Source organism: Streptomyces albofaciens JCM 4342, assembly GCF_008634025.1.
Taxonomy (GTDB): Bacteria; Actinomycetota; Actinomycetes; order Streptomycetales; family Streptomycetaceae; genus Streptomyces; species Streptomyces albofaciens.
Map to the genome: position 1 here is coordinate 2,819,382 of NZ_PDCM01000002.1, position 26,373 is coordinate 2,845,754.

Consider the following 26,373-nt stretch of genomic DNA (forward strand, 5'->3'; position numbering starts at 1 on the left):
GTGATGTGAACCACGGATTTCCGTTATACGGACATCCACCGCGACTGAGCGGGTCGCGCGGCCCGGTCCGGAGGTCAACTACCGGGCGCGGCAGGCCATTTCGGACCGGGAGGAACCGGCAGGAGCCGGACGGCACCGGCGGAAGACAGGGGAAACCGGCCGGACCGGGACGGGTGGGCCGGTGGGCAGCGGGGCGCACGGCGGGTGCGACGCGCCGGGGGCGGCGCTCCGGATCGGTACGGGCGCGGTACGTCCGGGGCGGTGCGGGATCAGTACGGGCGCGGGTAGCCGTATCCGTACGCCGGGGCCGGAGCCGGGGCGGGCACCGGGCCCGCCGCGTAGGCGTCCCGGTCGAAGAACGGCCGCGCGTTGGCCCGCATCCACATGCCGACCGGGTCGTACTCGTCGTTCATCGCGACCGTCGAGACGGGCAGCCCCTCCGGCACCGCGCCGATGGACTGCTGGATCATCAACCGCACCGCATCCACGGCCGGTTGGCCCGTGTCGTACAGATCGAGGCCGATGGCCAGGTACGGGGCGCCGAGGGCCGGCTGCACCCAGGCCCGGCGCAGCGAACGCACGGCGGGCGTGCGGTGCGCGTTCTGTCCCAGCAGGGCGTAGAACTGCGGGATCTCGATGGCCGGTTCGGTGATCCGCAGCGGTCCGGCAGGCAGCCGGTCCAGGCCGCCCGCGATGCGCCGCAGGTCCAGCCACGGGATGCCGACACCGCCGCCGGGGGCGTGCGGGTTCAGCCACAGGCCCCAGCGGTCCGGGAAGAGGGTGGCCGCGATGTCGCGGCCGTAGACGACCTCGTGGGCGCGGTTCCAGCCGCTGGCCGCGAGCTCGGGGGCGGAGGTCACGCACGGCGCGTAGCCGAGCCCGTCGACCTCCATGTTGCCGTACTGCGCATCGGGCGAACCCGGCTGGCCGTGCCAGAGCAGCATCCAGACCTGGCCGGCGGCGAGCGCCTGCAGCAACGCCTCGTAGGCGTCGTACCGGCCGGGCGAGACCTGCTGCAGCATCTGCTCGACCTGCCCGGCAGCCGCTCCCTGATGCGCACCCGCGCTCACGTGGTCCGTCCCTTCTGTCGGCAGGCACGTGGGGTACGCCTGCCGGTTGCACCAACAGCTTAGAGCCTGCGTCCGGACCCCGGTCGGATCAGCACACGCCGCTTGCGGCCACCGGACGCGGCCCGGCCGGACGGGCGGCGGACGGGTCCCCGCGGCACGGGCGCCGACCGCTACGCGTGCTCGCGCGAATAGAAGGGGCGGACCCGCTCCAGCATCCAGTCGGCGACCGGGTCGCCCTGCGCGAGGTCCAGCATGACCAGTTGGACGGGCCAGGTCAGCGGCGTCCCGCCGAGGGCCCGGCCGAGCGCACCGGTCACGGCGTCGCGTACGGCCGGATCGTGCGGCGCGACGGCCGCGGCGTCCACCTGGACGCCGACGAACAGCGCGGGCGCGTCCCCCTCGATGCTGGCCAGCGCGCGGCGCGCGGTGACGACGAAACCCGTCGCCGAGAACTCCAGCCCGGCCGCGGCCAGGAAGTCCACCGGCTCCTCCTGCCAGTCCGGCTCGAACAGCCGGACCCGGGCGCCGCTGGGCGCGCCGGGGTGTTCGAGGCGGTCGGTCCGGCACAGTTCGGCCACCGCATCCGGCGGCAGCGGCACGCCGACCGTACCCTCCGGGTTGACCGCTATACCCATCAGCGGAGGCAGCCCGCGCGCGAACTCGGCGGCCGGCGCGACGGTGTACGACATGTGCTGCCCGGCCACCCTCGTGAACTCCTGCTCGGAGCTGAAGACCGGTACATAGGCGGCCGAGTCGATCTCGACGGTGGGCAGGTCCAGGCCCGCCCGCCCCATCCCGGCGCTCTCCGGGCCGCCGCCCTTGGGCAGCGGCACCCATATGCGGCTGCGCCCCAGCACCTCGATGATGCGGGCGCCCGCGCCGGGCGTGCCCACCGAGGCGGCGAGCACCTCCTCCAGTTCGTTGGCGGGCCACCCCAGCTGCGGAATGCCCTGCTCCGGAAAGTCCATGTCCACCCACCCGCTTCGCCGCTCTTACTCGGTCGAAGACCCTAACGCCACCAGACGGGCGGCGGTCTGACGCGTCCGGATGACCACCGAACGCGCGCGAGCGGTTGCGGACCGTGCACACCGCTCCGAAGGTGGCTCCAGGGTGATCTTGCCCTGCCGTTCCTACAGAAAGGCATGTCTCCTGATGGCAACGCACCGGACCGTCCCCGCCCTCGTCAGCGCGGCCGCCGCCGGAGCCCTCGCGCTCGGCGCCACGGCCCCCGCGAGCGCTTCGGACGGCCCCAAGTCCCACGAGCGCAACCAGAGCATCATCGTCGACGACATCGGCCGGCTGGCGGACGCCTCGACCGAGCTGGCCGAGAAGTCCGCCGAGGCCCGCGGCCACTCCGTGCAGGTCAGGGCCGCGCGGACCCGGCTGGACTCGGTCCTGGCCGACGCCCAGCGGCTGGCGGAGATCCTGAACAAGGACTCCGACCGCGCGACGTCCGCCGACACCGTACGGCTCGGGCTGGTGTCGCAGGACCTGCGCGTGAAGATCGACGAGCTGACCGGCCGTCGGGCCCCGTCGCCGGAGGAGCCCACCGACCCCGCGACCAGGACCGGGCAGCTGACCGAGTCGGTCTCCCGGTCGGTGGTGGACATCTTCAAGATCCTGGGCGTGGACAAGCTGGTCGGCGACCTGCGGCAGCAGCCGGCCGACGGGCCCGCCGCGCAGCCCGCGAACCGGCCGATCCCCCAGCCGGCGGGCCAGGCGGCCGACGAGTACGAGACGGACGAGCAGCCCGCCGCCCAGCCGAAGGCGCCGACCAGCGACCCGCGGCCGCCCGCGGCCGAGGCACCGCGGCAGCAGCCCGCCGACGGGGAGCAGCGCCCCGGCGACGCACCGCAGCAGCCCGCAGCGGAAGCACCCCGGCAGCAGCCCGCCGCGGAAGCGCCCCAGCAGCAGCCCGCCGAGGCCCCGCAGCAGCAGGGCACCGGCTCGCTGCTCAACTCGGTGCTGTCACTGCCCACGGTGCTCATCAAGGCCCTGGGCCTCTGAATCGGCCCGGCACCTAGCATCCAGAGGAGGCGCGGATGCGGGAGATATGCCACGGTTAGGACGGGTCTGACGGGCCGTACGGAACATTCCGTACGGCCCGTCAGCCGTACGGCCCGTCAGCACTCCGGCGCAACCGAACAAAGCAGGCATACCGTCAGGAAACCGGCATGACCCTCACTCGAAGCCGATCCGGCGCAGGGCGCCCGCCGCCGGGCGGTCCAGCAGGACGGCCGAGGTGAAGCCCGCGGGGAGCCGGGCCGCGCGGGCGCGGGCGGTCAGGCGCCGCACCGCGCGCCGGTGCCGGGCGAAGGCGTAGCCGGAGACGCCGCGCCCGCGCGAGCGCTGGCCGGAGAGCGCGACCTCGGGCGGCACGTCCAGCAGCATCAGGTGCAGCCCGCGCCCGCCGCGCCGGGCCTCGCGCGCGAGCCAGCGGCGCACCCACGCGAGCGTGCCGCAGTCGTGCACCACCACGCTGCCGCCGGAACGCAGCGCCCGCCGCAGCCCGAGATAGTGGGAGGCGCGGACCAGCGGCCGGTAGAGCGCGTACGGCAGCCGGCGCAGCCTGCCGCGTTCCCAGCGCTCCCGCACGTCCTGGGAGTCGACGCGGTGCACGGCGGCGCCCTGCCCGTCGAGGGCGGGCACCACCCGGAGCATGAGCGTGCTCTTGCCGCTGCCCGGCAGGCCGGAGACCACCACGATGTCACCGGTCGCGAAGTGCAGCTCGGCCGTCCCGTACGGGTCGGGCCGGCCCCTGAGGTCGACGACGTCCGCCGCCGCGCCCCGCGTCCGGCCGGGACGCACCACCCCGAGCGGCAGCCGCCGGGGCTCCGGGACGGCTCCCGTCGGCTCCGGGACACGGCCCGGGGGCGCGCCTCCCGGACTTGTCGCGAGCGCCGCCTGCCTGTGCACCGTGATCCCCTCCCGGTCCGGTGTCGTCCCCGTACCCGCAGAGTGTCAAGAAAAGGTAATGCGCTTCAAGGGAATCCCCCGATCAGTACCGTCCCAGGACACTGTCGTGACACCCCCGCGAACACCGGTACGACCAGGGCTCCTGTATCCGGCGATCCCGTGCGATGATGTGCCCGCCGAGTGCGGGACCGCGCCTTCGCGCGCGCGTCGCCGTACGGGTGCCACGCTCAGCCAACTGCATACCGGCCGCTTGAATCCGCGCGGGAGAGTCCCCGGCCGCCACGGCGGGGCGCCGAAGGAGCAAGTCCTCCCTTGAATCTCTCAGGCCCCGATACCGCGCGGGCGAGGCAGATCTGAAAAGCGGGCCGCCGTGGTGTGGCTCCACCCAAGGTGCAAACCGGGGCCGGTGACGGCCTTCCGGTGAACCTCTCAGGTTCCGATGACAGATGGGGAGACCGTCCTGTCACCCATGCCCGGGAGCCACCACCATGACCCAAGCCCCCCGCCGGACCGCGCTGGACGCCACCCATCGTGCCCTCGGCGCGACCATGACCGACTTCGCCGGCTGGGACATGCCGCTGCGCTACGGCAGCGAGCGTGACGAGCACGTCGCCGTGCGGACCCGCGCCGGTCTCTTCGACCTCTCCCACATGGGCGAGATCACCGTCACCGGACCGCGCGCCGCCGATCTGCTGGACTTCGCGCTGGTCGGCAACATCGGCGGCGTGGCCGTCGGCCGCGCCCGCTACACGATGATCTGCGACGCCGAGGGCGGCATCCTGGACGACCTGATCGTCTACCGCCTCGCCGAGACCGCGTACATGGTCGTCGCCAACGCCGCCAACGCCCAGGTCGTGCTGGACGCCCTCACCGAGCGGGCGGACGGCTTCGACGCCGAGGTGCGCGACGACCGGGACGCGTACGCGCTGCTCGCCGTCCAGGGCCCGGAGTCCCCCGGCATCCTGAAATCGGTGACCGACGCCGACCTGGACAGCCTGAAGTACTACGCCGGGCTGCCCGGCACCGTCGCGGGCGTGGACGCACTGATCGCCCGTACGGGCTACACCGGCGAGGACGGCTTCGAGCTGTTCGTCCGCCCGGCCGACGCGCCCGCCCTCTGGGAGGCGCTCACCGCGGCGGGCAAGGACGCGGGCCTGGTGCCGTGCGGCCTGTCCTGCCGGGACACCCTGCGCCTGGAGGCGGGCATGCCGCTGTACGGGCACGAGCTGACCACGGACACCACCCCGTTCGACGCGGGCCTGGGCCGGGTCGTGAAGTTCGAGAAGACGACGAACGGCGGCGACTTCGTGGGCCGCGCCGCCCTGGAGGCGGCCCGGGACCGGGCCGCGGCCAACCCGCCGCGCAAGCTGGTCGGGCTGATCGCCGAGGGCCGCCGCATCCCGCGCGCCGGGTATCCGGTCGTGGGCCCGGACGGCGCCGTGATCGGCGAGGTCACCTCCGGTGCCCCCTCCCCCACCCTGGGCAAGCCCGTCGCGATGGCGTACGTGGACGCCGCGCACGCCGCGCCCGGCACCGCCGGTGTGGCGGTGGACATCCGTGGCACCCATGAGCCCTACGAGGTCGTGGCGCTGCCCTTCTACAAGCGCCAGAAGTGACGCGCGCGCCCCTGTCCCGGCCGCGCCTCCGTCTCATCTGTCAAGACCCTTGCACCGAGCACGCCACCGCATCCAGGAGAATCAAGACATGAACAACCCCCAGCAGCTGCGCTACAGCAAGGAGCACGAGTGGCTGTCGGCCGCCGAGGAGGGCGTCTCGACGATCGGCATCACCGAGCACGCCGCCAACGCGCTCGGCGACGTCGTCTTCGTGCAGCTCCCTGAGGTCGGTGCCACGGTCACGGCGGGCGAGACCTGCGGTGAGCTGGAGTCGACCAAGTCCGTCAGCGATCTCTACTCCCCCGTCGACGGCGAGGTCACGGAGATCAACGAGGACGTCGTCACCGACCCCTCGCTGGTGAACACCGCCCCCTTCGAGGGCGGCTGGCTGTTCAAGGTGAAGGTCAGCGGCGAGCCGGACGACCTGCTCTCGGCCGACGAGTACACCGCCTTCACCGGCTGACCCGCCCACCCGCCGCCTGGCGGGGCCGTGCGCCCCGCGAACCCCAGGAAGAGTCATGTCGCTTCTGAACAGCTCCCTCCACGAGCTCGACCCGGACGTCGCCGCCGCCGTCGACGCCGAGCTCCACCGTCAGCAGTCCACCCTCGAAATGATCGCGTCGGAGAACTTCGCCCCGGCCGCCGTCATGGAGGCCCAGGGCTCGGTCCTCACCAACAAGTACGCCGAGGGCTACCCCGGCCGCCGCTACTACGGCGGCTGCGAGCACGTCGACGTGGTCGAGCGGATCGCCATCGACCGCATCAAGGCGCTGTTCGGCGCCGAGGCCGCCAACGTGCAGCCGCACTCCGGCGCGCAGGCCAACGCCGCCGCGATGTTCGCGCTGCTCAAGCCGGGCGACACGATCATGGGTCTGAACCTCGCGCACGGCGGGCACCTGACCCACGGCATGAAGATCAACTTCTCCGGCAAGCTCTACAACGTGGTGCCCTACCACGTGGACGACGAGACCGGCCAGGTCGACATGGCCGAGGTCGAGCGGCTGGCCAAGGAGACCCGTCCGCAGCTGATCGTGGCCGGCTGGTCGGCGTACCCGCGCCGGCTGGACTTCGCGGCGTTCCGCCGGATCGCCGACGAGGTCGGCGCGTACCTGATGGTCGACATGGCGCACTTCGCGGGTCTGGTCGCGGCCGGGCTGCACCCGAACCCGGTGCCGCACGCCCACGTCGTGACCACCACCACGCACAAGACCCTCGGCGGTCCGCGCGGTGGTGTGATCCTGTCCACCCAGGAACTCGCCAAGAAGATCAACTCGGCGGTCTTCCCGGGTCAGCAGGGCGGTCCGCTGGAGCACGTGATCGCGGCGAAGGCGGTGTCCTTCAAGGTCGCGGCGAGCGAGGAGTTCAAGGAGCGCCAGCAGCGCACGCTGGAGGGCGCCCGCATCCTCGCCGAGCGCCTGACGCAGTCCGACGTGACCGAGGCGGGCGTCTCGGTGCTGTCCGGCGGCACCGACGTGCACCTGGTCCTGGTGGACCTGCGCAACAGCGAGCTGGACGGCCAGCAGGCCGAGGACCGCCTCCACGAGGTCGGCATCACGGTCAACCGCAACGCCGTCCCGAACGACCCGCGGCCCCCGATGGTCACCTCCGGCCTGCGGATCGGCACCCCGGCCCTGGCCACCCGCGGCTTCCGGGCCGAGGACTTCCGCGAGGTCGCCGACATCATCGCCGAGGCGCTGAAGCCGTCGTACGACGCCGAGGCGCTCAAGGCCCGGGTGACCACGCTGGCGGCGAAGCACCCGCTGTACCCGTCGCTGTGACGCATGTCACGCGGTCCGCGGCGGGGTGCCTCCATGGCACGTCCGCCGTGGCCGTGTGACGCGGCCGTGGTCCGTGCCTCCGTGGCACGTCCGCCGTGGCCGTGTGACGCGGCCGTGGCCCGTGGCTGCGTGACACGGCCGTGGTAGGTCGCTGCGTGACACGGCCGTGGTAGGTCGCTGCGCGATACGGCCGCGATACGCGGCGGTGTGACGCGTTTCATGAAGTGCGCCCCGTGGGGTGCCGCCGAGGCGGTGCCCGCGGGGTGAACACGCCGTGCGCCCGGGGGCGTTGACCCCGGGCGCACGGCTTTTCCGCCCGCCTTACGGTGATATCGCGCCACATAGGCTGAGACCGGCCCCTCAATGGCGCGGGGCCCTTCGCACGACAGCAGAGCCGGGCCCTTCGCACCACCGGGGCGGGCCCCTTGCACCGCAGCAGGACGGAACACGCACGGCAATGGACATGAGCGCGGGCAACCGCAAGGGGATCGGCCTCTTCGCCCTCATCATGATCGGCATCGGCTCGATCTTCGGCTCCGGGTGGCTCTTCGGGGCCGGCGCGGCCGCCCAGGTGGCCGGGCCCGCGGCGCTGGTGGCCTGGATCATCGGCGCGGTCTTCATCGGCATGATCGCGATGTGCTACGCGGAGGTCGGCTCCGCGTACCCGATCCCCGGCGGCATGGCCCGCTACGGCCACCTCTCGCACGGACCCGTGCTCGGCTTCCTCACCGGCTGGGCGGTGTGGATCGCGACCGCCTCGCTGATCCCGATCGAGTCCATCGCCGCCACCCAGTACATGTCGTCCTGGAGCTACGCGTGGGCCCGTGGCCTGGTCGACCCGGGCAGCGGCCACCTGACGGCCACGGGCATGGGCGTGGCCCTGCTGCTGACCTTCGCGCTGTGGCTGACCTGCTACTGGTCGGTCCAGCTGCTGGCCCGCGCGAACACCGTGCTGACCCTGGTGAAGTTCGCCATCCCGGTGCTCGCGGTGGCCGCGCTGATCGCCTCCGGCTTCCACACCTCGAACTTCACCGCGCACGGCGGCTTCACCCCGTACGGCTGGCCGGCCGTACTGACCGCCGTGACCACCTGCGGCGTGGTCTTCGCCTTCAACGGCTTCCAGGCCGTGATCAATCTCGGCGGGGCCGCGAAGAACCCCGGCCGGGCGATCCCCGTCGCGCTGGTCGGCGCGCTCTCGCTGGGCCTGGTGATCTACCTCGCCCTCCAGACCGCGTTCCTCGGGGCCGTACCGCCGGAGCAGCTCGCGCAGGGCGGCGGCTGGCACGGTGTGGACTTCAGCTCGCCCTTCGCCGACCTGGCCAAGGTGCTGATGCTGCACTGGGTCGTCACGCTGCTCCAGTTCGGCGCCTTCATCTCGCCGGCCGGCTCCAACATCGCGAACGTCGCGTCCGCCGCGTACATGGTCCAGAACCTCGCCGAGACCGGCTTCTTCCCCCGGAAGCTGGCCACCGTGCACCCCCGGTACGGGACGGCCCGCCCCGCGATGTGGCTCAACCTGGGCTTCTCGGTGCTGCTGCTGGTCACCGTCGGCCACAGCTGGCACGCGCTGGCCAGTGTGATCTCGGCCGCCATGGTCATCTCGTATCTGATCGGCCCGATCGCGGTGGGCGTCTTCCGCCGCACCCGGCCGGACCTGCCGCGCCCGTTCCGGCTGCCCGCCGCGGGCGTCCTCGCCCCGCTGACCTTCGCCTTCGCGGCCTGCGCCCTGTACTGGTCGAAGTGGCCGGACACCGGCAAGGTCGCGCTGCTGACCGTGGTGGCCGCGCCGGTGGCCGCGGTGGTCCTGCGGCGGCACGGCGTGACCGGGCTGCGCCGGCAGTTCGCGCCCGCGTGGTGGCTCGTCGGCTTCCTGGCCTGGATGTCCGTACTGTCCGCGCTGGGCAGCCCGGACTTCGGCGGCCACGGCGTCATCCCCGGCGGCCTGGACATCGCCCTCGTCGCGCTCTCCGCCGTCGCCTTCTACTTCTGGGCCGTACGGGCCGGGGTGCACGCCCACCGGGCGGGCCTGACCGCTTCCGGGCCGGCACTCGACGACCCGGCCGGTCCCGGGGCGGCACTCGACGGTCCGGCCGGTTCCGGACCGGTGCTCGACGGCCGGACCGCCTCCCCTGCGTCTTCCGTAGTTGCCCCGGAGGACAACCGTCCGACGGCCTCCGTCTGAGAGTCTGTGCGCCGTCCGGGTTAGGCTCGACAGTCGGCGCAGAAACGTACCTTCCGTTTCGTCCGCCCCTTTATCTCTATTTGCTCCACCGTCCACCACGAGCAGACAAGGGAGTCCGCCACCGTGGCCATCTCCGTCTTCGACCTCTTCTCCATCGGCATCGGCCCGTCCAGCTCCCACACGGTCGGTCCGATGCGCGCCGCCCGGATGTTCGTCGGGCGCCTCAAGAAGGACGGCCTGCTCGCGCAGACGACGGCGGTACGGGCCGAGCTCTTCGGCTCGCTCGGCGCCACCGGCCACGGCCACGGCACCCCCAAGGCCGTCCTGCTCGGCCTGGAGGGGCACTCCCCGCGCACCGTGGACGTGGAGACCGCCGACGACGAGGTCGAGCGGATCCGCAGGAGCGGCCGGCTGCGGCTGCTCGGCGCGGAGATAGGCAGCGACCACGAGATCGACTTCGACGAGTCGACCGAGCTGATCCTGCACCGCCGCCGCTCCCTGCCGTACCACGCCAACGGCATGACCCTCTTCGCGTACGACGCGGCCGGCGCGCCCCTGCTGGAGAAGACCTACTACTCCGTCGGCGGCGGCTTCGTGGTGGACGAGGACGCGGTCGGCGAGGACCGCATCAAGCTCGACGACACGGTCCTGAAGTACCCCTTCCGCACCGGCGACGAACTGCTGCGCCTCTCCCGCGAGACCGGCCTGTCCATCTCCGCCCTCATGCTGGAGAACGAGAAGGCCTGGCGCACGGAGGACGAGATCCGCGCCGGTCTCCTGGACATCTGGCGGGTCATGCAGTCGTGCGTGTCCCGCGGCATGTCGCGCGAGGGCATCCTGCCCGGCGGCCTGAAGGTCCGCCGCCGTGCCGCCAACGGCGCCCGCGCCCTGCGCGCCGAAGGCAGCCCCGAGGCCCACGCGATGGAGTGGACCACCCTCTACGCCATGGCCGTCAACGAGGAGAACGCGGCCGGCGGCCGGGTCGTCACCGCCCCCACCAACGGCGCCGCCGGCATCATCCCCGCCGTCCTGCACTACTACGTCAACTTCGTCCCCGGCGCCGACGAGGAAGGCGTCATCCGCTTCCTGCTGGCCGCCTCCGCCATCGGCATGCTCTTCAAGGAGAACGCCTCCATCTCCGGCGCCGAGGTCGGCTGCCAGGGCGAGGTCGGCTCGGCCTGCTCCATGGCCGCCGGCGGCCTCGCCGAGGTCCTCGGCGGCTCCCCCGAACAGGTCGAGAACGCCGCCGAGATCGGCATGGAACACAACCTCGGCCTGACCTGCGACCCGGTCGGCGGCCTCGTCCAGATCCCGTGCATCGAACGCAACGGCATGGCCGCGGTCAAGGCCGTCACCGCCGCCCGCATGGCCCTGCGCGGCGACGGCCGCCACCACGTCTCCCTCGACAAGGTCATCAAGACCATGAAGGACACGGGCGCCGACATGAGCGTGAAGTACAAGGAGACGGCCCGGGGCGGGCTGGCTGTGAACATCATCGAGTGCTGAGAGCGGTGGGCCCCGGCAGCGCCTTCGGCGCGGGCCGGGGCCGCCCCCGCTGACGCGAAGGGCGGACACCACCTCCCGCTCCATGACAAGAGTTTTGTCGCACTCGCCGTACGGCTGTCTCCCCCGCTCCCGGCGAGGGCTCCGTCCGCCCGGTCTCCGTCTCGCTCCACGAGGGCACCATCGCGGCCCTCAAGGCACGTACCGGCAAGCGCGGCATGTCCGCCTATGTCGAAGCCCTCATCCAACGCCAGCTCGAACGTGAGCGGCTCCGCGAACTCATCGACGACGCCGAGTCGGAACACGGCCCGGTGGACCAGGCAGCGGTCGAAGCCGAACGAGCCGTCCTGCGCGGCGAGCCGGCGGGTTCCGCGGACGCGGCGTGAGCGGCACTCTCGTCCTGGACTGCGCGGGCCTGTCCGCACTCGTACGGCGCACCCCCGAACTCACCGAGTGGCTGGCCGCCGCGGAGGCGGAGGACATCCGCGTCGTCAACAGTTCCGTCACCCTCGTCGAAGCCCGCGCCCCCAGGACGAGCCAGGCCCGCTTCGACTACGCCGTCTCCCGCGTGAACGTCCTTCCGCCCACAGAAGCCATCGCCCGCCACGCCGGCAGGCCCCTGGCCGCGGCCGGGTCTGCACGGCCACAAGTACGCCCTCGACGCCATCGCCGCCGCCACGGCCATGGCCTCTGCCGCCCCGGTGACCGTCCTGACCTCGGGCCCGAAGACCTCCACGTTCTGTGCGGCCCCGGCGTGCGCGTCATCAAGGTCTGCCCCCCCGAGCCGCCACGTCCGGGAACCGAAGCTTCGCCTGCCGGCCCAGGGTGCGTCCCGCCTCCTCGGCCCCGGTCGGCGCTTACGCGCAGGCCTTCTCCACCTCGTGCAGGAACGTGCGCCAGCCGGATATTCGCCGGCCGGGTATCGCGTTCCTCAGCGTGAGGCGCAGGGTTTTGTGGAGGGGTACCGGCGAGTGCATGATCGCCTCGTTGCGGCGGGCCAGGCGGGTCAGTTCGCCGGGGGTCGGCATGCGGTCGCTCTTCTCGCCGTTGCACGTCGGGTGGGCCACGGCGAGGTTCCACAGGCTGTCCAGGTCGGGACCGTGCCAGCCGTTGACACTGGCGTAGCGGCGCATCAGGGCGTGCGGGAAGACGTGGTCGACGGCGGGGCGTTCGCCGTCCAGCGACTCGTCGCAGATGTGGCAGCGCCCGTGCTGGAAGCCGGCCACGGCCTCGGCGACACCGGTGACCGGGCGGCGCCGGCGCAGGTCCGTGATGTGCAGGGTGCTCCGGTCGACGCGGACGCCCTCCTCGATCAGGCTGCGGCCGATGCCGGTCGCGAAGCTGCTCTCCACGATGCTCCAGCGGGCGTCCAGCTCCGCGCGGAGGCCTTCGAGCTCGTACGAACGGGCCACGTCGCCCAGGGCGGAGCTCAGCCGCACCGTGCGGCCGCGCCCCCGGCCGACGATGTCGTAGAAGCTGTGCGGCACCGGGCCGCCGCCGTGGTTGTGGAACTTCTCCATGACCATGCCCGGCATCGACCGCTCCGCGGCCTCCGTCAGCCGGTCGGTGGGGTGCCCGAGCCGGCGGGACTCCGCGCTCTCCTCCGCCGCCACGGTCAGGAAGTCCGTCGCGCCGAGTTCGGTCCCGCTCTGCGGTGCCTGAGGAGCCCGGCGTTCGAGTATGGCCATCGCGTACGGGGCGGCGAGGTCGCGCAGCGGGATTTCCGTGTGGCCCTGGGACGCGTGGTGGAGCAGGACGCTGCCGAGGGCGAACTTGTACGTACGCGCGTTGCGGCCCATCAGGATCGCCAGCCGCCAGGACGCGCGGGCCGACGGGGCGGCGGCGTAGAAGTCGTCGGTGGTCACGGGTGGTCCTTCTCGAAGGTGAGGGTGCTCCAGTGGACGTGGTCGCGGGCCAGGTGGTCGATGGCCTGCGCGTGCTGGAGGGGGCGGAGGCCGTGTCGGGTGGCGAGGGCGACCGTTTCGTGGGCGGGGATGTCGTACATCTGCCGGTCCTCGGGGGGCGGGCCGTGGCGCAGGGTGAGGAAGAGGCGGCCGCCGGGGGCCAGGAGGTCGTGCAGGCGGCGCATGGCCGGTGGGCGGGACGGTTCCGGCAGGTGCATCCAGACGGCCGAGAGGAGGATCGCGTCGAGGCGGCCCGTTTCGTCGCGCAGGCGGGGCAGGCCGGGGAGGGCGTCGGACAGCCAGTGGATCGAGGGGGACGGGTGCAGGCCGCGGGCCAGGGCGCGTAGTTCGGGGACGGGCTCGACGGCCAGGACGGTGTGGCCCCGGGCGGCCAGCGCGGCGGCGTCGCGGCCGGTGCCCGCGCCGATGTCGGCGATGCGGGCCGGGGGCGGGGGCAGCAGGGGGAGGAAGTCCCGGTGCACGGTTTCGAAGGCGAGGCTTTCGTACCGGTCTGCCAGGGCGGTCGCGTGCCGGGCGTAGTAGGGCTGAACGGCTGGTACGGGTGGGGCGGTCGCGGATTCCGGGCCCCCGGTCGGTGGGGTGGTCGCGGCTTCCCGTCTCCTGGCCGGTGAGGTGGTTGCGGCTCCCTCTCCCGGTCCGCTGGCCGGTGGGGTGGTTTCGGCTCCCGGTCCGCTGGCCGGTGGGCTGGTTCCGGCTTCCGGGCCCCCGTTCGGTGTGGTCATGGGCGTAGCCTACGGTCCACCACTGACAAGATCACTTACTTGCCTATCTCCCAGGCAAACGGCGGGAGTTCGCGGGCGCGCAGGTAGACGTCCATGGCGCTGACCGCCGGGGCGAACGGGTGGACCCGGGCGCCCTCCAGGCCGGCCAGCAGGCGGGCGCAGTGGTGGACGCAGCCCGCGACCTCGCGGCCGTGCCGGTAGACGATCGTCACCGCCTCGTGCGGCCCTTGGCACGGGGTCGGGTCGGCGGCCGGTGCGGCGGGGCAGCGTGACCGGGCGCGGCCGTGCTGGTCTTCCATGCTGGGTCTCCCTCCGGGGGGGGGCGGTGCACACGGCGGCAGCACCGAACACCGGTGTTCACGGGGGAGTTGCTCGTTCCCGGGCCGGTCCATGCCCGGCTTGGTGAAGACGTGGGGAGGCCGTGGGTCGTTCAGGAATCAATGGGTGGCTTGAGGGGCGCCCGAGGGCGGTGAGGCAGGCGGGAACGGCAGGGTGCCTCGCCTCACGAGGTGCAGGGCGCAGGAGAGCCAGGCGGTGGCCAGGAGCCAGCCGGCGAGGACGTCACCGGGCCAGTGCACGCCCAGGTAGACGCGCGTGGCGCCGACCGTGACAGCCCACACCGCGAGCAGCGCGCAGGCCAGGCGGCGGGCCACGGCGCCCTGGAGGCGGGTCAGTACGGCCCGGGCGAGGAGGCCGGCCACCAGAACGGACGTCGTGGAGTGGCCGGAGGGGAAGGAGTGGCCGGTGGCCCGGCTGATCCAGTCCGCCTCCGAGGGGCGCGGGCGGGCGATGAGTTCCATCAGGACGTAGCGGACCGCTTGTCCGAGGAGGAGCACGGAGAGTGCGATGAGGGCGGCGCGCAGCCGCTCGCGTGCGTTCCGGCCGGCCAGTGCGCCCGCGAGCAGGGCCAGTGCGTACAGGACAGGCCCGGAGCCGGCGGCCGTCACCACGACAGCGGCCGCGGCCACCGCGTCCGGGCGGTGGGCCACCGACCAGGCGTGGGCGGCCCGCTCCGGACCGAGCGGGACCCAGTCGTGTACGGCCAGGAGCGCGGCGGTGGCCGCCAGGAGCAGGAGACAGGCGGCGGAAAAGAGGAGCGGGCGGGAGACGCCGGGCCGTTCCGAGGCCGTCGGCAGGGGGCGCGGGCCGGTGGGGTCGTCCTCGGTGGGGCGTGCGGCGTGCTTCATCCGATGAGTCTGCCAAGGATCGGACAGGACGCGCTCTCGACCGCGGGGCACGGGCGGCCGAAACATGCCGGTGGCCGGTCTGGCCGAACCCGGGCGGTTCTCTGGCCGGTCCCTTTCCCCTGCGTGGCCGGACCGCGTAACCCCTCCCCCGTATTCGGCGTTCTTACACCTACGTATCGCTACCGTTATGACAGCCGGTCACCATTGATCGAAGTACGTCACGCCCGGCCGTAACCACACCAACAACGCGTTGATCAGCGGAAATTCGCTTCAGGCATCTGGCGCGGAATGCCGTGGACATGTTGAACTGCTGATAACACCAGGTGACGCATCGTAATCGATCGTTTTCGGTCGGGCAGGAGGCCGCTCATGCTGCACGGCGTCGACGTCAGCTCGCACAACCCCTCGTATTCGGCGACCGGTCTGGACTTCGTCATCGTCAAGGCGACGGAGGGCCGGTCGTACGTCAACCCGCATCAGAACGCGCAGGCGGACAAGGCCCGCAAGGCGGGCTGCGTGGTGGGCTTCTACCACTTCCTGTGGCCGGGCAACATCGCGGCGCAGGCCCAGTACTTCGTCGACAAGTGCGCGTCCGTGGAAGGGGACCTGCTGGCGGCGGACTGGGAGCGCACCGGCGGCGGCACATACGCGAGCAACGCGCAGAAGGACCAGTTCCTCAGGGAGGTGAAGCGGCTGCGGCCCACGCACCGGGTGATCCTCTACTGCAACCGCGACTTCTGGCTCAACCACGACTCGACGTCCTACGCCGGCGACGGCCTGTGGATCGCCGACTACGTATCGGCCGGGCGCCCGCGCATCAAGGCGGACTGGCTCTTCCACCAGTACACGAGCCGACCGCTGGACAAGGACGTCGCCGACTTCCCCGACCGGGCCGCCCTCAAGGCGTGGGCGGCTCCGTCATAGAGTCTTGGGTGTCCGCACCAGCACCGCGCGCACCGCGCCCCTCGCCCGAAGGAGCAGCCGTGACCGACCCGGCGTCCACGTCCCAGCAGCAGGAGATCGCCCGCGACCTCCAGGTGTCCGCGTCGTTCGACGTCCAGGCGGAGATCGAACGCCGGGTGGCGTTCCTCGCGGAGCGGCTGACGACCACGGGCCTGCGCGCGCTGGTGCTGGGCATCAGCGGCGGCGTGGACTCCACCACCGCCGGCCGGCTGTGCCAGCTGGCGGTCGAGCGGGCCCGTGCCGCCGGGCACGACGCGACGTTCTACGCGATGCGGCTGCCGTACGGCGTCCAGGCCGACGAGCACGACGCGCAGCTCGCGCTGGAGTTCATCAAGGCGGACCGGCTGCTGACCGTCGACATCCGCCCGGCCAGCGACGCCGCGCTGGAAGCGGCGCTGGCCGGCGGGGTCACCTTCCGCGACGAGCGTCACCAGGACTTCGTCCAGGGCAACATCAAGGCGCGGCAGCGGATGATCGCGCAGTACGCGGTCGCGGGCGCGCAGGACGGCCTGGTCGTCGGCACCGACCACGCCGCCGAGGCGGTCTCCGGCTTCTTCACCAAGTACGGCGACGGCGCGGCGGACGTGGTGCCGCTCACCGGCCTGACCAAGCGCCGGGTGCGGGCCGTGGCGGAGGCGCTGGGCGCCCCGGCCGAGCTGGTCTGGAAGGTGCCGACCGCCGACCTGGAGACGCTGGACCCGGGCAAGCCGGACGAGGACGCCCTCGGCGTCACGTACGACCAGATCGACGACTTCCTCGAAGGCAAGCCGGTCGGCGAGGAGGCGTACGAGGCGATCGTCCGCCGCTACCACGCCACGGCGCACAAGCGCGAGCTGCCGATCGCCCCCTGAGCGGCTCCGGCCGCCGGACCCCGGCCCCCGGCCGACACCTGAGACGGTGCGCGCCGCTCCTGCGAGCAGCGCGCACCGTCTTCGCGTCCGGGCCGGGCGTGATGTCCGGTTCAGACGCGACGCCCCAGTCCAGGCGTGATGTCCGGTCCGGATGTGACGTCCGGGCGCGATGTGATGTCTGTCATGCTCCGGCAAGGGGATGGTCACCAAAGGTGTGCGCAATCGTGGCCGACGGCGGGCATGGATGGGGCATGCGAAGCCGTGAAACGCGATCGGAAGATCGACTGTCAGTGGGTGCCCCTACGCTCCGGAGCATGGGTTACGCAGACCTGCGCGAACTCCAGACCGCGCTGACGACCGCATCCGACATCGCCTCCTCCCTCCAGGCGGCGCCCACCCGGCGGGACGCCGACCAGCTCGTCGACGTCCTGCGCCAGGCGCTGACCGCCGCCAGCTCGCTCAGCACGCTGACCGGCCCGACCGGCTGCGCCATACACCCGCACGGCGCCGTCGACCCGCTGTACGGCGACCCGGAGGACCCGCTGCCTCCGGGGTACGGCAAGTGCCTGCTGTGCAACGACCGCCGTCGCCGCGCGGACGCCAAGCCCCATCAGCCCTATCACTGGGACCGGCAGGAGCACGCCCTGCGGCGCAGCGCATAGCGGCCGGCGGGCAGGACTGGGGCACGCGGGGGGCGGTGCCCGGCGCCGCCCTCGTGTGCCCCGATCCTGCCCCGGTTCTGCCCCCGGCCCTGCTCCGGTCCCACCACGGCCCTGCTCCGGTCCCACCCCGGCCGTGCTCCGGTCCCACCCCGGCCCTGCTCCGGTCCCACGCCGGCCCCTCCGGCGCCGCCCTAGTCCAGGAAGCCGAGGTCGTAGAAGAACTCGTAACGGATCGGGTTGTCCGGCAGGAACCAGTGGAAGCCCTCTTCGAGGAAGACCGCGACGACGTTCACGGCGACGACCAGGGCGGCGAAGGCCAGGGCGATCCGGCCGACGGCCCGGTACGGCCCGGAGGCCGGCACGTGCCGGTCGGCCGCCGTGCTGTGCGCGAAGGCCATGACGATGCCGATGGCGACGATGGACGCCTGGAAGAGCACCCACGCCCAGACGTAGAGGTGCAGGCCGAGCAGCTCGCTGCCGTAGCCCTTGTCGCCGGGCAGGATGTGCAGCATGGTCTGCCGCCATGCCGCGAAGGACCCGGCGACGCAGCCGACCAGGGCCAGCCCCCAGCCCATGAGGCAGTCGCGGCGCGCGACCGTGCCGTTCAGGCCCTGCCGGACGATGTACGCGGGCCCCAGGAAGGCCAGCATCATGAACATCCGCTGGAGCACGCAGAGCGGGCAGGGGTATTCCCACCGTACGAACTGGTAGAAGAGGCCGCCGCAGACGACGCCGGTCCAGCCGACGACGAAAAGGCAGGCGAACCAGTACTGCCCGCGGGCCACGAAGGCGGGCGGCCCCGGATCCAGGTCGGCGTAGGTCGGTGCGTTCATGGAAACCGGCAACTCCGGGCGGTCGGGAGCGGCGAACAGCGGGAAAGGATTGAGGCCCCGGGGCAGTAGTGGAGGCCTGGGAAAGGATGGAAATCCTGGGAAGGGACCGCGGCCCCGGAATTCTCCGCGTCAGCAATCGCATCAGCAATCGCGTGAGTAATCACATCAGTGATCGCATCAGTAATCGCGTCAGTAATGCAGGGACAGCGCGAGGCTGCTCGTGATGTGGTGGGCCAGCAGGGCGAGGGTCGCGGCCAGTATCAGCCACCACCATCCGAGCACCACGGCCCGGCCCTTGTTGCCGACGACCGCCAGGAGCGCGACCAGCAGGCCGGCGAAGACGAGGGTGTCCATGGGCGGTGAAAATAGCGCCCGGAACGCGTTCGGGCGGTCCGACATCCCGTGCCGGACCGCCCGTGCGCCGGATGGCCCCGTACGCGCCGCCGGTCACCCGGCCGCGGCGGGGCCGTACGCCTCAGTCCTCCCGCTTCTTCTCCGGGCGCAGCGCGATACGGCCCAGCACCGCCGCGACGACGAGCGCGGCCAGGGCGACGAGGACGAAATCCGGTACGGAATTGCCGATCCGGGTGGCCCATTCCTCGACCCGGATCTCCGCGTCCGGGTCGAGGATTCCGGGCAGCGCGCTGGTTCCGTTGAAGGTGAGGAACAGGACGCCGATCCCGATGAAGAAGAGGCCGGACAGCAGCGACGTGGTGTGCAGCCGCAGTTTTCCGACGCTGAATTCGCGGCCGCGCAGCCAGCCCCGGCTGCCCAGCGAGAAACGGTCCCAGAGCAGCGCGAGGACGAACAGCGGAAGGGCCATGCCCAGGGCGTAAACGGCGAGCATGGAGGCGCCGTAGACCGGCGAGCCGCTGACCGCGGTGACCGTCAGCACCGCGCCCAGGATCGGCCCGGCGCAGAAGCCGGCGAGGCCGTAGACGCAGCCCAGCAGGAACGTGGACACGGCCGAGCGCGGGGTGATCCGGGCCGCCGCCTGCTGGGCGCCCTTGAAGGCGAAGCCGAGGCCGAGGATCTGGGCGACGCCCATCGCGATCACCACCCAGCCGCCGATGGCGACGAGCAGGTCCCGGTGGCCGTTGAACAGCCGGCTGGCGGCCGTGCTGGCCGCGCCGAGCGGGACCAGCGTGGTGGCCAGGCCCAGGTAGAAGATGCCGGTACGGGCCAGCAGCCGGCCGGGGCTGGTCAGGGAGTACGCGAAGAACGCGGGCAGCAGCAGGGCGCTGCACGGGCTGAGCAGGGCGAGGGCGCCGCCCAGGAAGGCGGCCAGGTAGCCGATGTCCATCACTTCGCCGGCTCCTCCGCCTTGCCGGAGTCCTGGCCCTTCCCGGAGTCCTGGTCCTTGTTGGACTCCTGATTCTTTCCGGACTTCTGGTCCTTCCCGGAGTCCTGGCCCTTGCCCGCGCCGGACTTTTTGACCTGCTCGGCCGCCTGCCTGATCGCCTGCTCGAACACGGCGGTGGGCTGGGCACCCGCGACGGGACGGCCGTTGACGAGGAAGGACGGCGTGGACTGCACACCGAGCTGGTAGCCCTCCTCCTGGTCCTTCTTCAGGGCGGCAGCGGCGGCCGGGCTGTTGAGGTCGGCGCGGAACTTGTCGAGGTCGGCCACCCCGCTCTTGCGGGCCATCTCGACGAGCTTGTCCTCGGCGAGCGCGCTGCCCTTGTTGGTCTTGGCGTACAGCTCGTCGTGCATCTGCCAGAACTTGCCCTGCCGGCCGGCCGCCCACGAGGCGCGGGCGGCCCGCTCCGAGTCGGCTCCGTAGATGGTGAAGTTGCGGAACTCGATGCGCAGGGTGCCGTCGTCCACGAACTTCTTGATCAGTTCGGGCTGGGTCTCGCGGGTGAAGCGCCCGCAGAACGAGCACTGGTAGTCGGCGTACTCGACCAGGACGACCGGGGCGTCCTTCTTGCCGACGGCGAGCGGGTCGCCGTCCGTGCGGCGGCTGGTCTGCCGCGCGAGCTGGTCGTACAGCTGCTGCTGGTCGTCGTCCTGCTGGGGGGAGACGGAGGCGGCGGCGCCGGGGGTGTCCGCGGCGCGGTCCGAGCCGCCTTCGACGGCCTTGCCGACGGCGATGCCGATGGCGACGAGCGCCACCACCAGGGCGACCACCGCGCCGATGGCGGCGATCTTGCGGGTGGGTGAGGCGGATGAGGCGGAAGTGGGCATGCGGATGCTCCAGACGTACTGGGGTGAGAAGGGAGGGTCGGGCCGGTGCGTGCGGGCAGCGGCCTACATCCGCAGTACGGGCAGGAGCGCGGTGTGATCAGTGGCGGACGCCGTTCCGGTGGGCGGGCGGGCGAGCGCGAAGCAGGCGGGGGCGTGGGCGGCGAGCGGCGCCGGGCCGGTGGCGGCGGGCGTCAGCGGCTCGCCCCGGTTGGGGACGGGCACCGGGGCCGACTCGCTCTGGCTGGGGGCGTGCTGCCCGGAGCACTTCTTGGGCGCCTGGGCCACGGCGTAGTGGGCCGCCGGCCCGGACACGGCCCGGTCGGCGGCCTGCGCCGTCCCGGCCTGAGGCACCACATCCTGCGCCGCACCGTCCTCAGGTACGACAGGCCGTGCCACACCGTCCTGTGCCGGCGCCGCTCGCAGTACCCCGCCGCCACCCTGCCCCATCGCAGCTTGCAGCACCCCGCCCTGCGCCACGGCGGCCCGCGCCGCCGGTACGGCCTGGACGCCGCCCACCCGGCACAGCAGCGGCGCGAAGGTGACGGCGAGCAGAAGGAGCAGGGTCGCGACGGCCGAGCGGCGTACGCGTTCCATGGCCCTGGTCTCCTTCCGCTTGCTCGTCCGGACGCCTTCGGCGGGCGCCCGTCCGGCGTCCCGGCGGCGTCCTCGGCGTGAGCCGCCCATCCTACGGATTCCAGGCCCGCCCGTCCGCGACCGACCGGCCGCCCCGTCCCGGAACTGGTTGCATCATCCACGATCTTGGCCGCATAACCATCGAGGGAATCGATTACCTAACCACTAAATGCAAGGCTGGTGTTGTAGCTCACCTTGGATCGCCCTGCGATTGATGTGCTTTCGATGCACTCTGCCCACAATTGCACCTTTGGCAAGGTCGCGACCGGCCTGCCATAGTCGGTGCAGCGACCCCCCATTGACCCGGGCCAAGGTCGTCCAGACCCCGCGGGTACACCCCTTTCGCCCGGCGGCGGTCGACACTGGGGCCTTCCCCGCGTACGCCGCGGGCGGGCCCCAGTCGCGTTTCGGCGCGCCGCACGCCCGCCGGAGCGGGCCGGCACGGCGGTTCAGCGGCCGGTACCGCGCGCCCCGAAGGCCAAGCGGCCGGTACCGCGCACCTCGAAGGCCAAGCGGTCGATATCACGCGCCTCGAAGGCCAAGCGGTCGATACCGCGCACCTCGACGACTCAGCGGTCGATGACGCGCATCTCGAACCAGGTCGTCTTGCCGCGCGGCAGCAGGTCCACGCCCCACCGGTCGGAGAGCTTGTCCACGAGGAAGAGGCCTCGGCCGCTGATGTCCATCTCATGGACGGGCATCAGGCAGGGCAGGCCGCGGGAGGGGTCGCGCACCTCTATACGGATCCAGCCACGGCGGCGCAGAATGCGCAGGCCGAAGGTGCGCGCGCCGGTGTGCCGCACCGCGTTGCCGACCAGTTCGGACACCAACAGGACGGCGTGCTCGGCCAGTTGGGGCGACAGGGACCACCGTCCGAGGAGCACGGACTGGGTCAGCCGGCGGGCGGTGAAGGCGGATTCGGGGCGGGAGGGCATCCGTACCTCGTCCAGTGTGGGGTCACCCACCAGTTCCAGTGCCTTGGCGGCGAAGTCGTCCTCGTCGGGCGGGCCGCCCTGCGCGCCCACACCCGGGAGACCTCCGGGAAGTCCCCAGCGTGCGGCGGCCGTGCCGCTCCGCGGCCGCGGCTGCTCCATTCCTTCGAGGCCCGCCATGCCCCCATCATGGCCGTTACCGCCGCGTCACGGAGGCGGAACCGGCGGAATGCCCTGCCCGAAATCACTGCATCCGGCACACCGATTCGGCATATGCCTACGGCAGTGGTGAGGCGGCCGAAACCCGGCTGACCTGCGGTGTTCTGATGTATCTACCCGATTGGAGGACCGGGGGACGGGGCCCCTCCCGGGGCGTGACGGCGCGGCCCGCGATTCGCCCGCACGAGGCATCGGCCGTCGGCCGAACCTCAGGGGCCCCGTCAACCACGGCGGCATCAGCGGAACTTGGCCTTGCCCGGCCCCTCCTCCACGAAGCTGCGCATGCCGGTCGCCCGGTCCTCGGTGGCGAAGAGCCCGGCGAACCAGGTGCGTTCGATCGTCAGGCCGGTGTCGATGTCGGTCTCCAGGCCCGCGTCCACGGCCTCCTTGGCGGCCCGCAGGGCGATGGCGGGACCCGCCGCGAGCCGGGCCGCCCAGGCGTGCGCCTGCTCGTAGACCTCGGCGGCCGGTACGACGCGGTCCACCAGGCCGATGGACAGCGCCTCGTCGGCACGGACCTGGCGGCCGGTGAAGATCAGGTCCTTGGCCTTGGACGGGCCGACGAGCCGGGCCAGCCGCTGGGTGCCGCCGGCGCCCGGGATCAGGCCGAGCAGGATCTCCGGCTGGCCGAGCTTGGCGTTGTCGGCGGCGATCCGGAAGTCGGCGCACAGCGCCAGCTCGCAGCCGCCGCCGAGCGCGTACCCGGTGACGGCGGCGACCACCGGCTTGGGGATGCGCGCGATGGCGGTGAAGGAGTCCTGAAGGGCCTTGGAACGCTCGACCATGGCCGTGTGGTCCATGTTCTGCATTTCCTTGATGTCCGCGCCGGCGGCGAAGACCTTCTCGCCGCCCCAGACGACGACGGCGCGCACGTCGTCGCGCCGGGTGGCCTCCTCGGCCAGCTCGCGCAGCCGGTCCTGGGTGGCGACGTCCAGTGCGTTCATCGGCGGGCGGTCCAGGCGGATGGTGCCGACGCCCTCGGCGACCTCGAAGTTCACAGTCATGGGGGCAGGTTAGCCCGCGTTAACGCGGGGCGGACCGGCGCCCTTCGGTCAAGGCCCCGGCCGCCCGCCGCGCATCCGGCCCTACCGGCCGGAGCGCCACTTCTCCCAGGACATGTTCCACACGTTCAGGCCGTTGTCCGGCGCGATGGTCTCGTCGTGGGAGTTCTTGACCGTGACCACGTCGCCGATGAGCGAGTTGGCGTAGAACCAGGCGGCCGGGGTCGAGCTGTCGCCGCCGCCGCGCTGGTCGTAGAGGCCGACACAGCCGTGGCTGGCGTTGCGGGAGCCGAACGTCGAGCGGCCGGACCAGTAGTTGCCGTGGATGAACGTGCCGGAGGTGGACAGCCGCATCGCGTGCGGCACGTCGGCGATGTCGTACTCGCCGCCGAAGCCGACGGTCTCCCCGTTCATGCGGGTGACCTCGTGCTTCTCGCTGATCACCATCTGGCCGTTGTAGGTCTCGGTGCCCGGCCCGCCCGCGGTGATCGGGATCGTCTTGATCTTCTTGCCGTCGCGGACGACGGTCATCTCCTTCGCCTTGACGTCGACCGTGCTGATCTGGCTGCGGCCGATCGTGAAGGATATGCGCTTGCTCTGCGTGCCGTAGACGCCGGGCCGGCCCTCGACGCCCTTGAGGTCCATGCTGACCGTGACCTTGGTGCCGGGCTTCCAGTACTTCTCCGGGCGGAAGTCGAGGCGGTCGTTGCCGAACCAGTGGCTCGCGATCGGCACCGCGGGCTGCGCCGTGACCTTGATCGCCTGCTCGATCCGCTTCGGGTCCGTTATGCCCCGGGTGAAGTTGACGGAGACCGGCATGCCGACGCCGACGGTCTGGCCGTCCTCGGGGGTGTACCGGCCGACGAAGGTGTTCTTGGGCACCAGGGTGGTGAACGTCGCGTGCCGGGCCGACTCGCGCAGCTGGTCGTCGACCGCGACGGCGTCGACCTTGTACGTGGTGGCGGCGCGCAGCTTGCCGGTGGGCCGCCAGACCGAGCCGCCGCTCAGCTTGCCCGCGACCGGGGCGCCCTTGTCGTCCACGACCTTGACCGAGGTCAGCCGGCCCCGTGCGGCGCTGACCTTCAGGGCGCCGTCGGTGGCCACCTCCTTGGCGCCGTCCTTGGGCGTGATCGTTACGCTGGCCCGGGAGGGCTGCTTCTCCGGATCGGTCCCGCCGCGCTTGTCCTCGTCACCGCCCCCGCAGGCGGTGACCAGTATCAGCAGCGCCGCCAGCAGCAGCGCGAGCATCCCGCCGCTCCTGCGCGGCCCTGCCCGCCGCGCCCCCGTCACCGGCCGACCCTGCTGCACGTTCACGACTGGCCCCTTTTTCCCTCGCACGGCCCGCAATCCCCCGTACGCGTCTGTCTACCCACGCACGCTCAGCCGATAGGTAACCACACCGCACCGACAGTGGCTTCACCCGGCGATGTCACCGTTCGGCCTCAAGTGGTAGGCGTGGGGCGGGATGGCACGAAAGGGAGTCCGGTTCGCCCCGAAGTCGGCCGGATCGCTCCCCGTTTTTCCGCGCCTTCACCGCAGCGCGGAGCCCGCGCGCCACATCTGCCACGGCATGTTCCAGCCACCGAGCCCGTTGTCCGGCGCCACCGTCCGGTCCCGGGAGTTCACGACCTCCACCACGTCCCCGACCAGCGAGCGTTCGTAGAACCAGCCGGCCGGGGTGTCGGGGCCGCCGCCCTGGGTGTCCCGGAGCCCGATGCAGCCGTGGCTGGTGTTGGTGCCGCCGAAGGTGCGCGGAGGCGCCCAGTAGTTGCCGTGCAGGAACGTTCCCGAGGTGGTCAGGCGCAGGGCGTGCGGCACGTCCGGGATGTCGTACTCGCCGCCGAACCCGACCGTGTCCCCGTCCATGCGGGTCACCGGGTGCCGTTCCAGGATCACCATCTTCCCGTTGTACGTGGGACTGCCGGGACCGCCGGCGGTCACCGGGAGCGTCGCCAGCCGACGGCGGCCGCGCCACACCGTCATCGTGTGCGCCGCCGCGTCAACCCGGCTGGTCTGATCCCGGCCGATCCTGAACCGGACCGTCTTGCGCTGGGTGCCGAGCACGCCGGGCGCCGCCCGTACGCCGCGCAGCCGCAGCTCCATCGTGACCTCCGTACCGGGCCGCCAGCGGGTGCGCGGCCGGAAGTCGAGGCGGCGGGCGCCGAACCAGTGCCCGGTGACCCTGGTGGCGGGCCGGGCGGTGACCGAGACGGCGCGCTCGACGGCCGCCCGGTCGGCGACCGGCCGGTTGAACTCCAGCGAGACGATCATGCCGGTGCCGACGGTGGCGCCGTGCTCGGGCGTGAAGAAGCCCACGAGGCGGTGCGGGGGCACGTACGTGGTGAAGGTGGTGTGCCGGGCGGAGCGGCGGCCGTGCCCGTCCAGCGCCACCGCGTCCACCGTGTACCGGGCGGCCGGGACCAGGCGGGCGTGCCCGGACGGGCGCCAGCTCAGGCCGTCCGGGGCGATCCGGCCCGGCACCGGCGTACTGCCGGCGTCCTCGACCCGGCTGACCGCGACCCGTTCCAGACGCCCGTCCGGCACCCGCACCACGACGCGGTCGCTGGGCCGTACGTCCTTCGCGCCGTCGTCCGGCGACACCCGGATCGCCTCCTCGGGGGAGCGCGGTTTGCCCCCGGTCACCGCGTCGGGAAGCCCGCAGCCGGCCAGCGCCGCCGCTGCCGTCAGGACGGCGAGGGCCAGGGCGGCGGCCGTCACCGGGGACGGCGCCCGGCCGCCGCGGGGCGGCCGGGTCCCTGCCGTACGCCGTACCGGAGTCGCCGGAACCGGGGCGGTCCGCCCGGAAGGCCGCCGTACGGGAATCCGCTGCCCCATGTCCCGATATGTCATGCCGCGATAGGTCACGGACAGATCAACGAGGCCCCCGGCGCGGAGGAAACGTGAGGCGGCGGCCCGTTGCGGGAAGAACCCATGGGAGGACGGGCCGGGTGCGCGGCCGGGACGCCGCGCGGGCCCGTCCGACCGAGCCCGAGCCGCGGGAGGCTGCCCTGTGTCGAGCGCACCCGAGCAGGAGTCGGTACCGGACGTACGGGGCGAGGACGGCGGGCGCGGCGGACAGCACGGCCGCGGCGGCCCCGGCAGTACGGCACGGCCCGCCGATACGAAGGGCCCGGACGCCGCCGGCGGCACGGAGCCGGGGAACGGCGCCGCGCCCGTCAACGGCCGCCGGGTC

General features: G+C 72.4%; 26 protein-coding genes, 1 pseudogene and 2 riboswitches. Of the genes and pseudogenes, 11 read left to right on the forward strand and 16 right to left on the reverse strand.

The window, feature by feature from the left end:
* Positions 1 to 269: 269 nt before the first annotated feature.
* A complete protein-coding gene (locus CP973_RS32165; protein WP_150247344.1) occupies positions 270 to 1,070 on the reverse strand; it encodes an enhanced serine sensitivity protein SseB C-terminal domain-containing protein in 801 nt (266 codons plus the stop codon).
* Positions 1,071 to 1,240: 170 nt separating this feature from the next.
* Entirely contained in the window at positions 1,241 to 2,038 is a 798-nt protein-coding gene (locus CP973_RS32170) for an enhanced serine sensitivity protein SseB (RefSeq protein WP_150247345.1), read from the reverse strand.
* Between the two features lie 184 nt (positions 2,039 to 2,222).
* Here CP973_RS32170 and CP973_RS32175 point away from each other — a divergent pair, with 184 nt between their 5' ends.
* Positions 2,223 to 3,077 (forward strand): PspC-like choline-binding domain-containing protein, encoded by an 855-nt coding sequence (locus CP973_RS32175; protein WP_150247346.1) that lies wholly within the window; start codon positions 2,223 to 2,225, stop codon positions 3,075 to 3,077.
* Positions 3,078 to 3,251: 174 nt separating this feature from the next.
* Here the strand turns inward: CP973_RS32175 and CP973_RS32180 are convergent, their stop codons facing one another.
* Positions 3,252 to 3,986 (reverse strand): AAA family ATPase, encoded by a 735-nt coding sequence (locus tag CP973_RS32180; protein WP_150247347.1) that lies wholly within the window; start codon positions 3,984 to 3,986, stop codon positions 3,252 to 3,254.
* Positions 3,987 to 4,237: 251 nt separating this feature from the next.
* Positions 4,238 to 4,333, forward strand: a riboswitch (glycine riboswitch).
* A riboswitch (glycine riboswitch) is annotated at positions 4,334 to 4,442 on the forward strand. It begins immediately after the preceding riboswitch.
* A 32-nt stretch (positions 4,443 to 4,474) separates the two neighbouring features.
* Between CP973_RS32180 and gcvT the strand changes: the two genes are divergently transcribed.
* The 7 genes and pseudogenes from gcvT to CP973_RS41200 form a co-directional block, all read left to right on the forward strand.
* A complete protein-coding gene (gene gcvT, locus CP973_RS32185) occupies positions 4,475 to 5,602 on the forward strand; it encodes a glycine cleavage system aminomethyltransferase GcvT (protein ID WP_150247348.1) in 1,128 nt (375 codons plus the stop codon).
* 88 nt (positions 5,603 to 5,690) lie between these two features.
* Positions 5,691 to 6,065: a glycine cleavage system protein GcvH gene (gene gcvH, locus CP973_RS32190; protein WP_003982867.1), complete on the forward strand. Its 375-nt coding sequence runs from the start codon at positions 5,691 to 5,693 to the stop codon at positions 6,063 to 6,065.
* A 55-nt stretch (positions 6,066 to 6,120) separates the two neighbouring features.
* Entirely contained in the window at positions 6,121 to 7,380 is a 1,260-nt protein-coding gene (gene glyA / locus CP973_RS32195) for a serine hydroxymethyltransferase (RefSeq protein ID WP_150247349.1), read from the forward strand.
* Between the two features lie 457 nt (positions 7,381 to 7,837).
* Positions 7,838 to 9,562 carry an APC family permease gene (locus tag CP973_RS32200; protein WP_150247350.1) on the forward strand — a complete coding sequence of 575 codons (1,725 nt, stop codon included), beginning with the start codon at positions 7,838 to 7,840 and terminating at the stop codon, positions 9,560 to 9,562.
* A gap of 123 nt (positions 9,563 to 9,685) precedes the next feature.
* Entirely contained in the window at positions 9,686 to 11,068 is a 1,383-nt protein-coding gene (locus CP973_RS32205) for an L-serine ammonia-lyase (protein WP_150247351.1), read from the forward strand.
* Between the two features lie 215 nt (positions 11,069 to 11,283).
* Complete coding sequence (locus CP973_RS40245) at positions 11,284 to 11,451, forward strand: hypothetical protein (RefSeq protein ID WP_167538551.1); 168 nt, start codon at positions 11,284 to 11,286, stop codon at positions 11,449 to 11,451.
* Positions 11,448 to 11,837 (forward strand): annotated as a pseudogene (locus CP973_RS41200) (type II toxin-antitoxin system VapC family toxin); the annotation flags it as partial. The gene CP973_RS40245 and the pseudogene CP973_RS41200, both read left to right, overlap by 4 nt.
* 85 nt (positions 11,838 to 11,922) lie before the next feature.
* Here the strand turns inward: CP973_RS41200 and CP973_RS32215 are convergent.
* The 4 genes from CP973_RS32215 to CP973_RS32230 all read right to left on the reverse strand — a co-directional run bounded on the left by CP973_RS32215 (position 11,923) and on the right by CP973_RS32230 (position 14,899).
* Positions 11,923 to 12,930, reverse strand: coding sequence for an HNH endonuclease (locus CP973_RS32215; protein ID WP_150247352.1), 1,008 nt, complete (start codon positions 12,928 to 12,930; stop codon positions 11,923 to 11,925).
* Complete coding sequence (locus tag CP973_RS32220; RefSeq protein ID WP_244410151.1) at positions 12,927 to 13,712, reverse strand: class I SAM-dependent methyltransferase; 786 nt, start codon at positions 13,710 to 13,712, stop codon at positions 12,927 to 12,929. The genes CP973_RS32215 and CP973_RS32220 overlap by 4 nt, the downstream gene beginning before the upstream one ends.
* Before the next feature lie 35 nt (positions 13,713 to 13,747).
* Positions 13,748 to 14,011 (reverse strand): hypothetical protein, encoded by a 264-nt coding sequence (locus tag CP973_RS32225; RefSeq protein ID WP_150247353.1) that lies wholly within the window; start codon positions 14,009 to 14,011, stop codon positions 13,748 to 13,750.
* A gap of 138 nt (positions 14,012 to 14,149) precedes the next feature.
* On the reverse strand, positions 14,150 to 14,899 hold the full coding sequence (locus CP973_RS32230; RefSeq protein ID WP_150247354.1) for a phosphatase PAP2 family protein: 750 nt from the start codon (positions 14,897 to 14,899) through the stop codon (positions 14,150 to 14,152).
* A 369-nt stretch (positions 14,900 to 15,268) separates the two neighbouring features.
* Here CP973_RS32230 and CP973_RS32235 point away from each other — a divergent pair, with 369 nt between their 5' ends.
* The 3 genes from CP973_RS32235 to CP973_RS32245 all read left to right on the forward strand — a co-directional run bounded on the left by CP973_RS32235 (position 15,269) and on the right by CP973_RS32245 (position 17,375).
* Positions 15,269 to 15,823 carry a GH25 family lysozyme gene (locus CP973_RS32235; protein WP_150247355.1) on the forward strand — a complete coding sequence of 185 codons (555 nt, stop codon included), beginning with the start codon at positions 15,269 to 15,271 and terminating at the stop codon, positions 15,821 to 15,823.
* Positions 15,824 to 15,882: 59 nt separating this feature from the next.
* Positions 15,883 to 16,713: an ammonia-dependent NAD(+) synthetase gene (gene nadE, locus CP973_RS32240; RefSeq protein ID WP_150247356.1), complete on the forward strand. Its 831-nt coding sequence runs from the start codon at positions 15,883 to 15,885 to the stop codon at positions 16,711 to 16,713.
* Positions 16,714 to 17,027: 314 nt separating this feature from the next.
* Positions 17,028 to 17,375, forward strand: a complete 348-nt coding sequence (locus CP973_RS32245) for a hypothetical protein (protein ID WP_032918449.1) — start codon at positions 17,028 to 17,030, stop codon at positions 17,373 to 17,375.
* 191 nt (positions 17,376 to 17,566) lie between these two features.
* Here the strand turns inward: CP973_RS32245 and CP973_RS32250 are convergent, their stop codons facing one another.
* The 9 genes from CP973_RS32250 to CP973_RS32285 form a co-directional block, all read right to left on the reverse strand.
* Entirely contained in the window at positions 17,567 to 18,208 is a 642-nt protein-coding gene (locus CP973_RS32250) for a disulfide bond formation protein B (protein ID WP_150247357.1), read from the reverse strand.
* A gap of 189 nt (positions 18,209 to 18,397) precedes the next feature.
* The gene (locus CP973_RS40250) at positions 18,398 to 18,562 is read right to left on the reverse strand and encodes a DUF5993 family protein (protein ID WP_167538552.1); all 165 of its coding nucleotides are present in this window, start codon (positions 18,560 to 18,562) and stop codon (positions 18,398 to 18,400) included.
* A gap of 121 nt (positions 18,563 to 18,683) precedes the next feature.
* Complete coding sequence (locus tag CP973_RS32255; RefSeq protein ID WP_150247358.1) at positions 18,684 to 19,514, reverse strand: cytochrome c biogenesis CcdA family protein; 831 nt, start codon at positions 19,512 to 19,514, stop codon at positions 18,684 to 18,686.
* Positions 19,511 to 20,395: a DsbA family protein gene (locus tag CP973_RS32260; protein WP_150247359.1), complete on the reverse strand. Its 885-nt coding sequence runs from the start codon at positions 20,393 to 20,395 to the stop codon at positions 19,511 to 19,513. Before CP973_RS32260 ends, CP973_RS32255 begins: the two co-directional genes overlap by 4 nt.
* Positions 20,396 to 20,458: 63 nt before the next feature.
* The gene (locus CP973_RS32265; RefSeq protein WP_150247360.1) at positions 20,459 to 20,989 is read right to left on the reverse strand and encodes a hypothetical protein; all 531 of its coding nucleotides are present in this window, start codon (positions 20,987 to 20,989) and stop codon (positions 20,459 to 20,461) included.
* Positions 20,990 to 21,597: 608 nt separating this feature from the next.
* Complete coding sequence (locus CP973_RS32270) at positions 21,598 to 22,140, reverse strand: ATP-binding protein (RefSeq protein ID WP_150247361.1); 543 nt, start codon at positions 22,138 to 22,140, stop codon at positions 21,598 to 21,600.
* Between the two features lie 275 nt (positions 22,141 to 22,415).
* Positions 22,416 to 23,183 (reverse strand): enoyl-CoA hydratase/isomerase family protein, encoded by a 768-nt coding sequence (locus CP973_RS32275; protein WP_150247362.1) that lies wholly within the window; start codon positions 23,181 to 23,183, stop codon positions 22,416 to 22,418.
* A gap of 81 nt (positions 23,184 to 23,264) precedes the next feature.
* Positions 23,265 to 24,428, reverse strand: coding sequence for a L,D-transpeptidase (locus CP973_RS32280; protein WP_150250583.1), 1,164 nt, complete (start codon positions 24,426 to 24,428; stop codon positions 23,265 to 23,267).
* Between the two features lie 282 nt (positions 24,429 to 24,710).
* Entirely contained in the window at positions 24,711 to 25,898 is a 1,188-nt protein-coding gene (locus tag CP973_RS32285; RefSeq protein ID WP_150247363.1) for a L,D-transpeptidase, read from the reverse strand.
* Between the last annotated feature and the right edge of the window lie 475 nt (positions 25,899 to 26,373).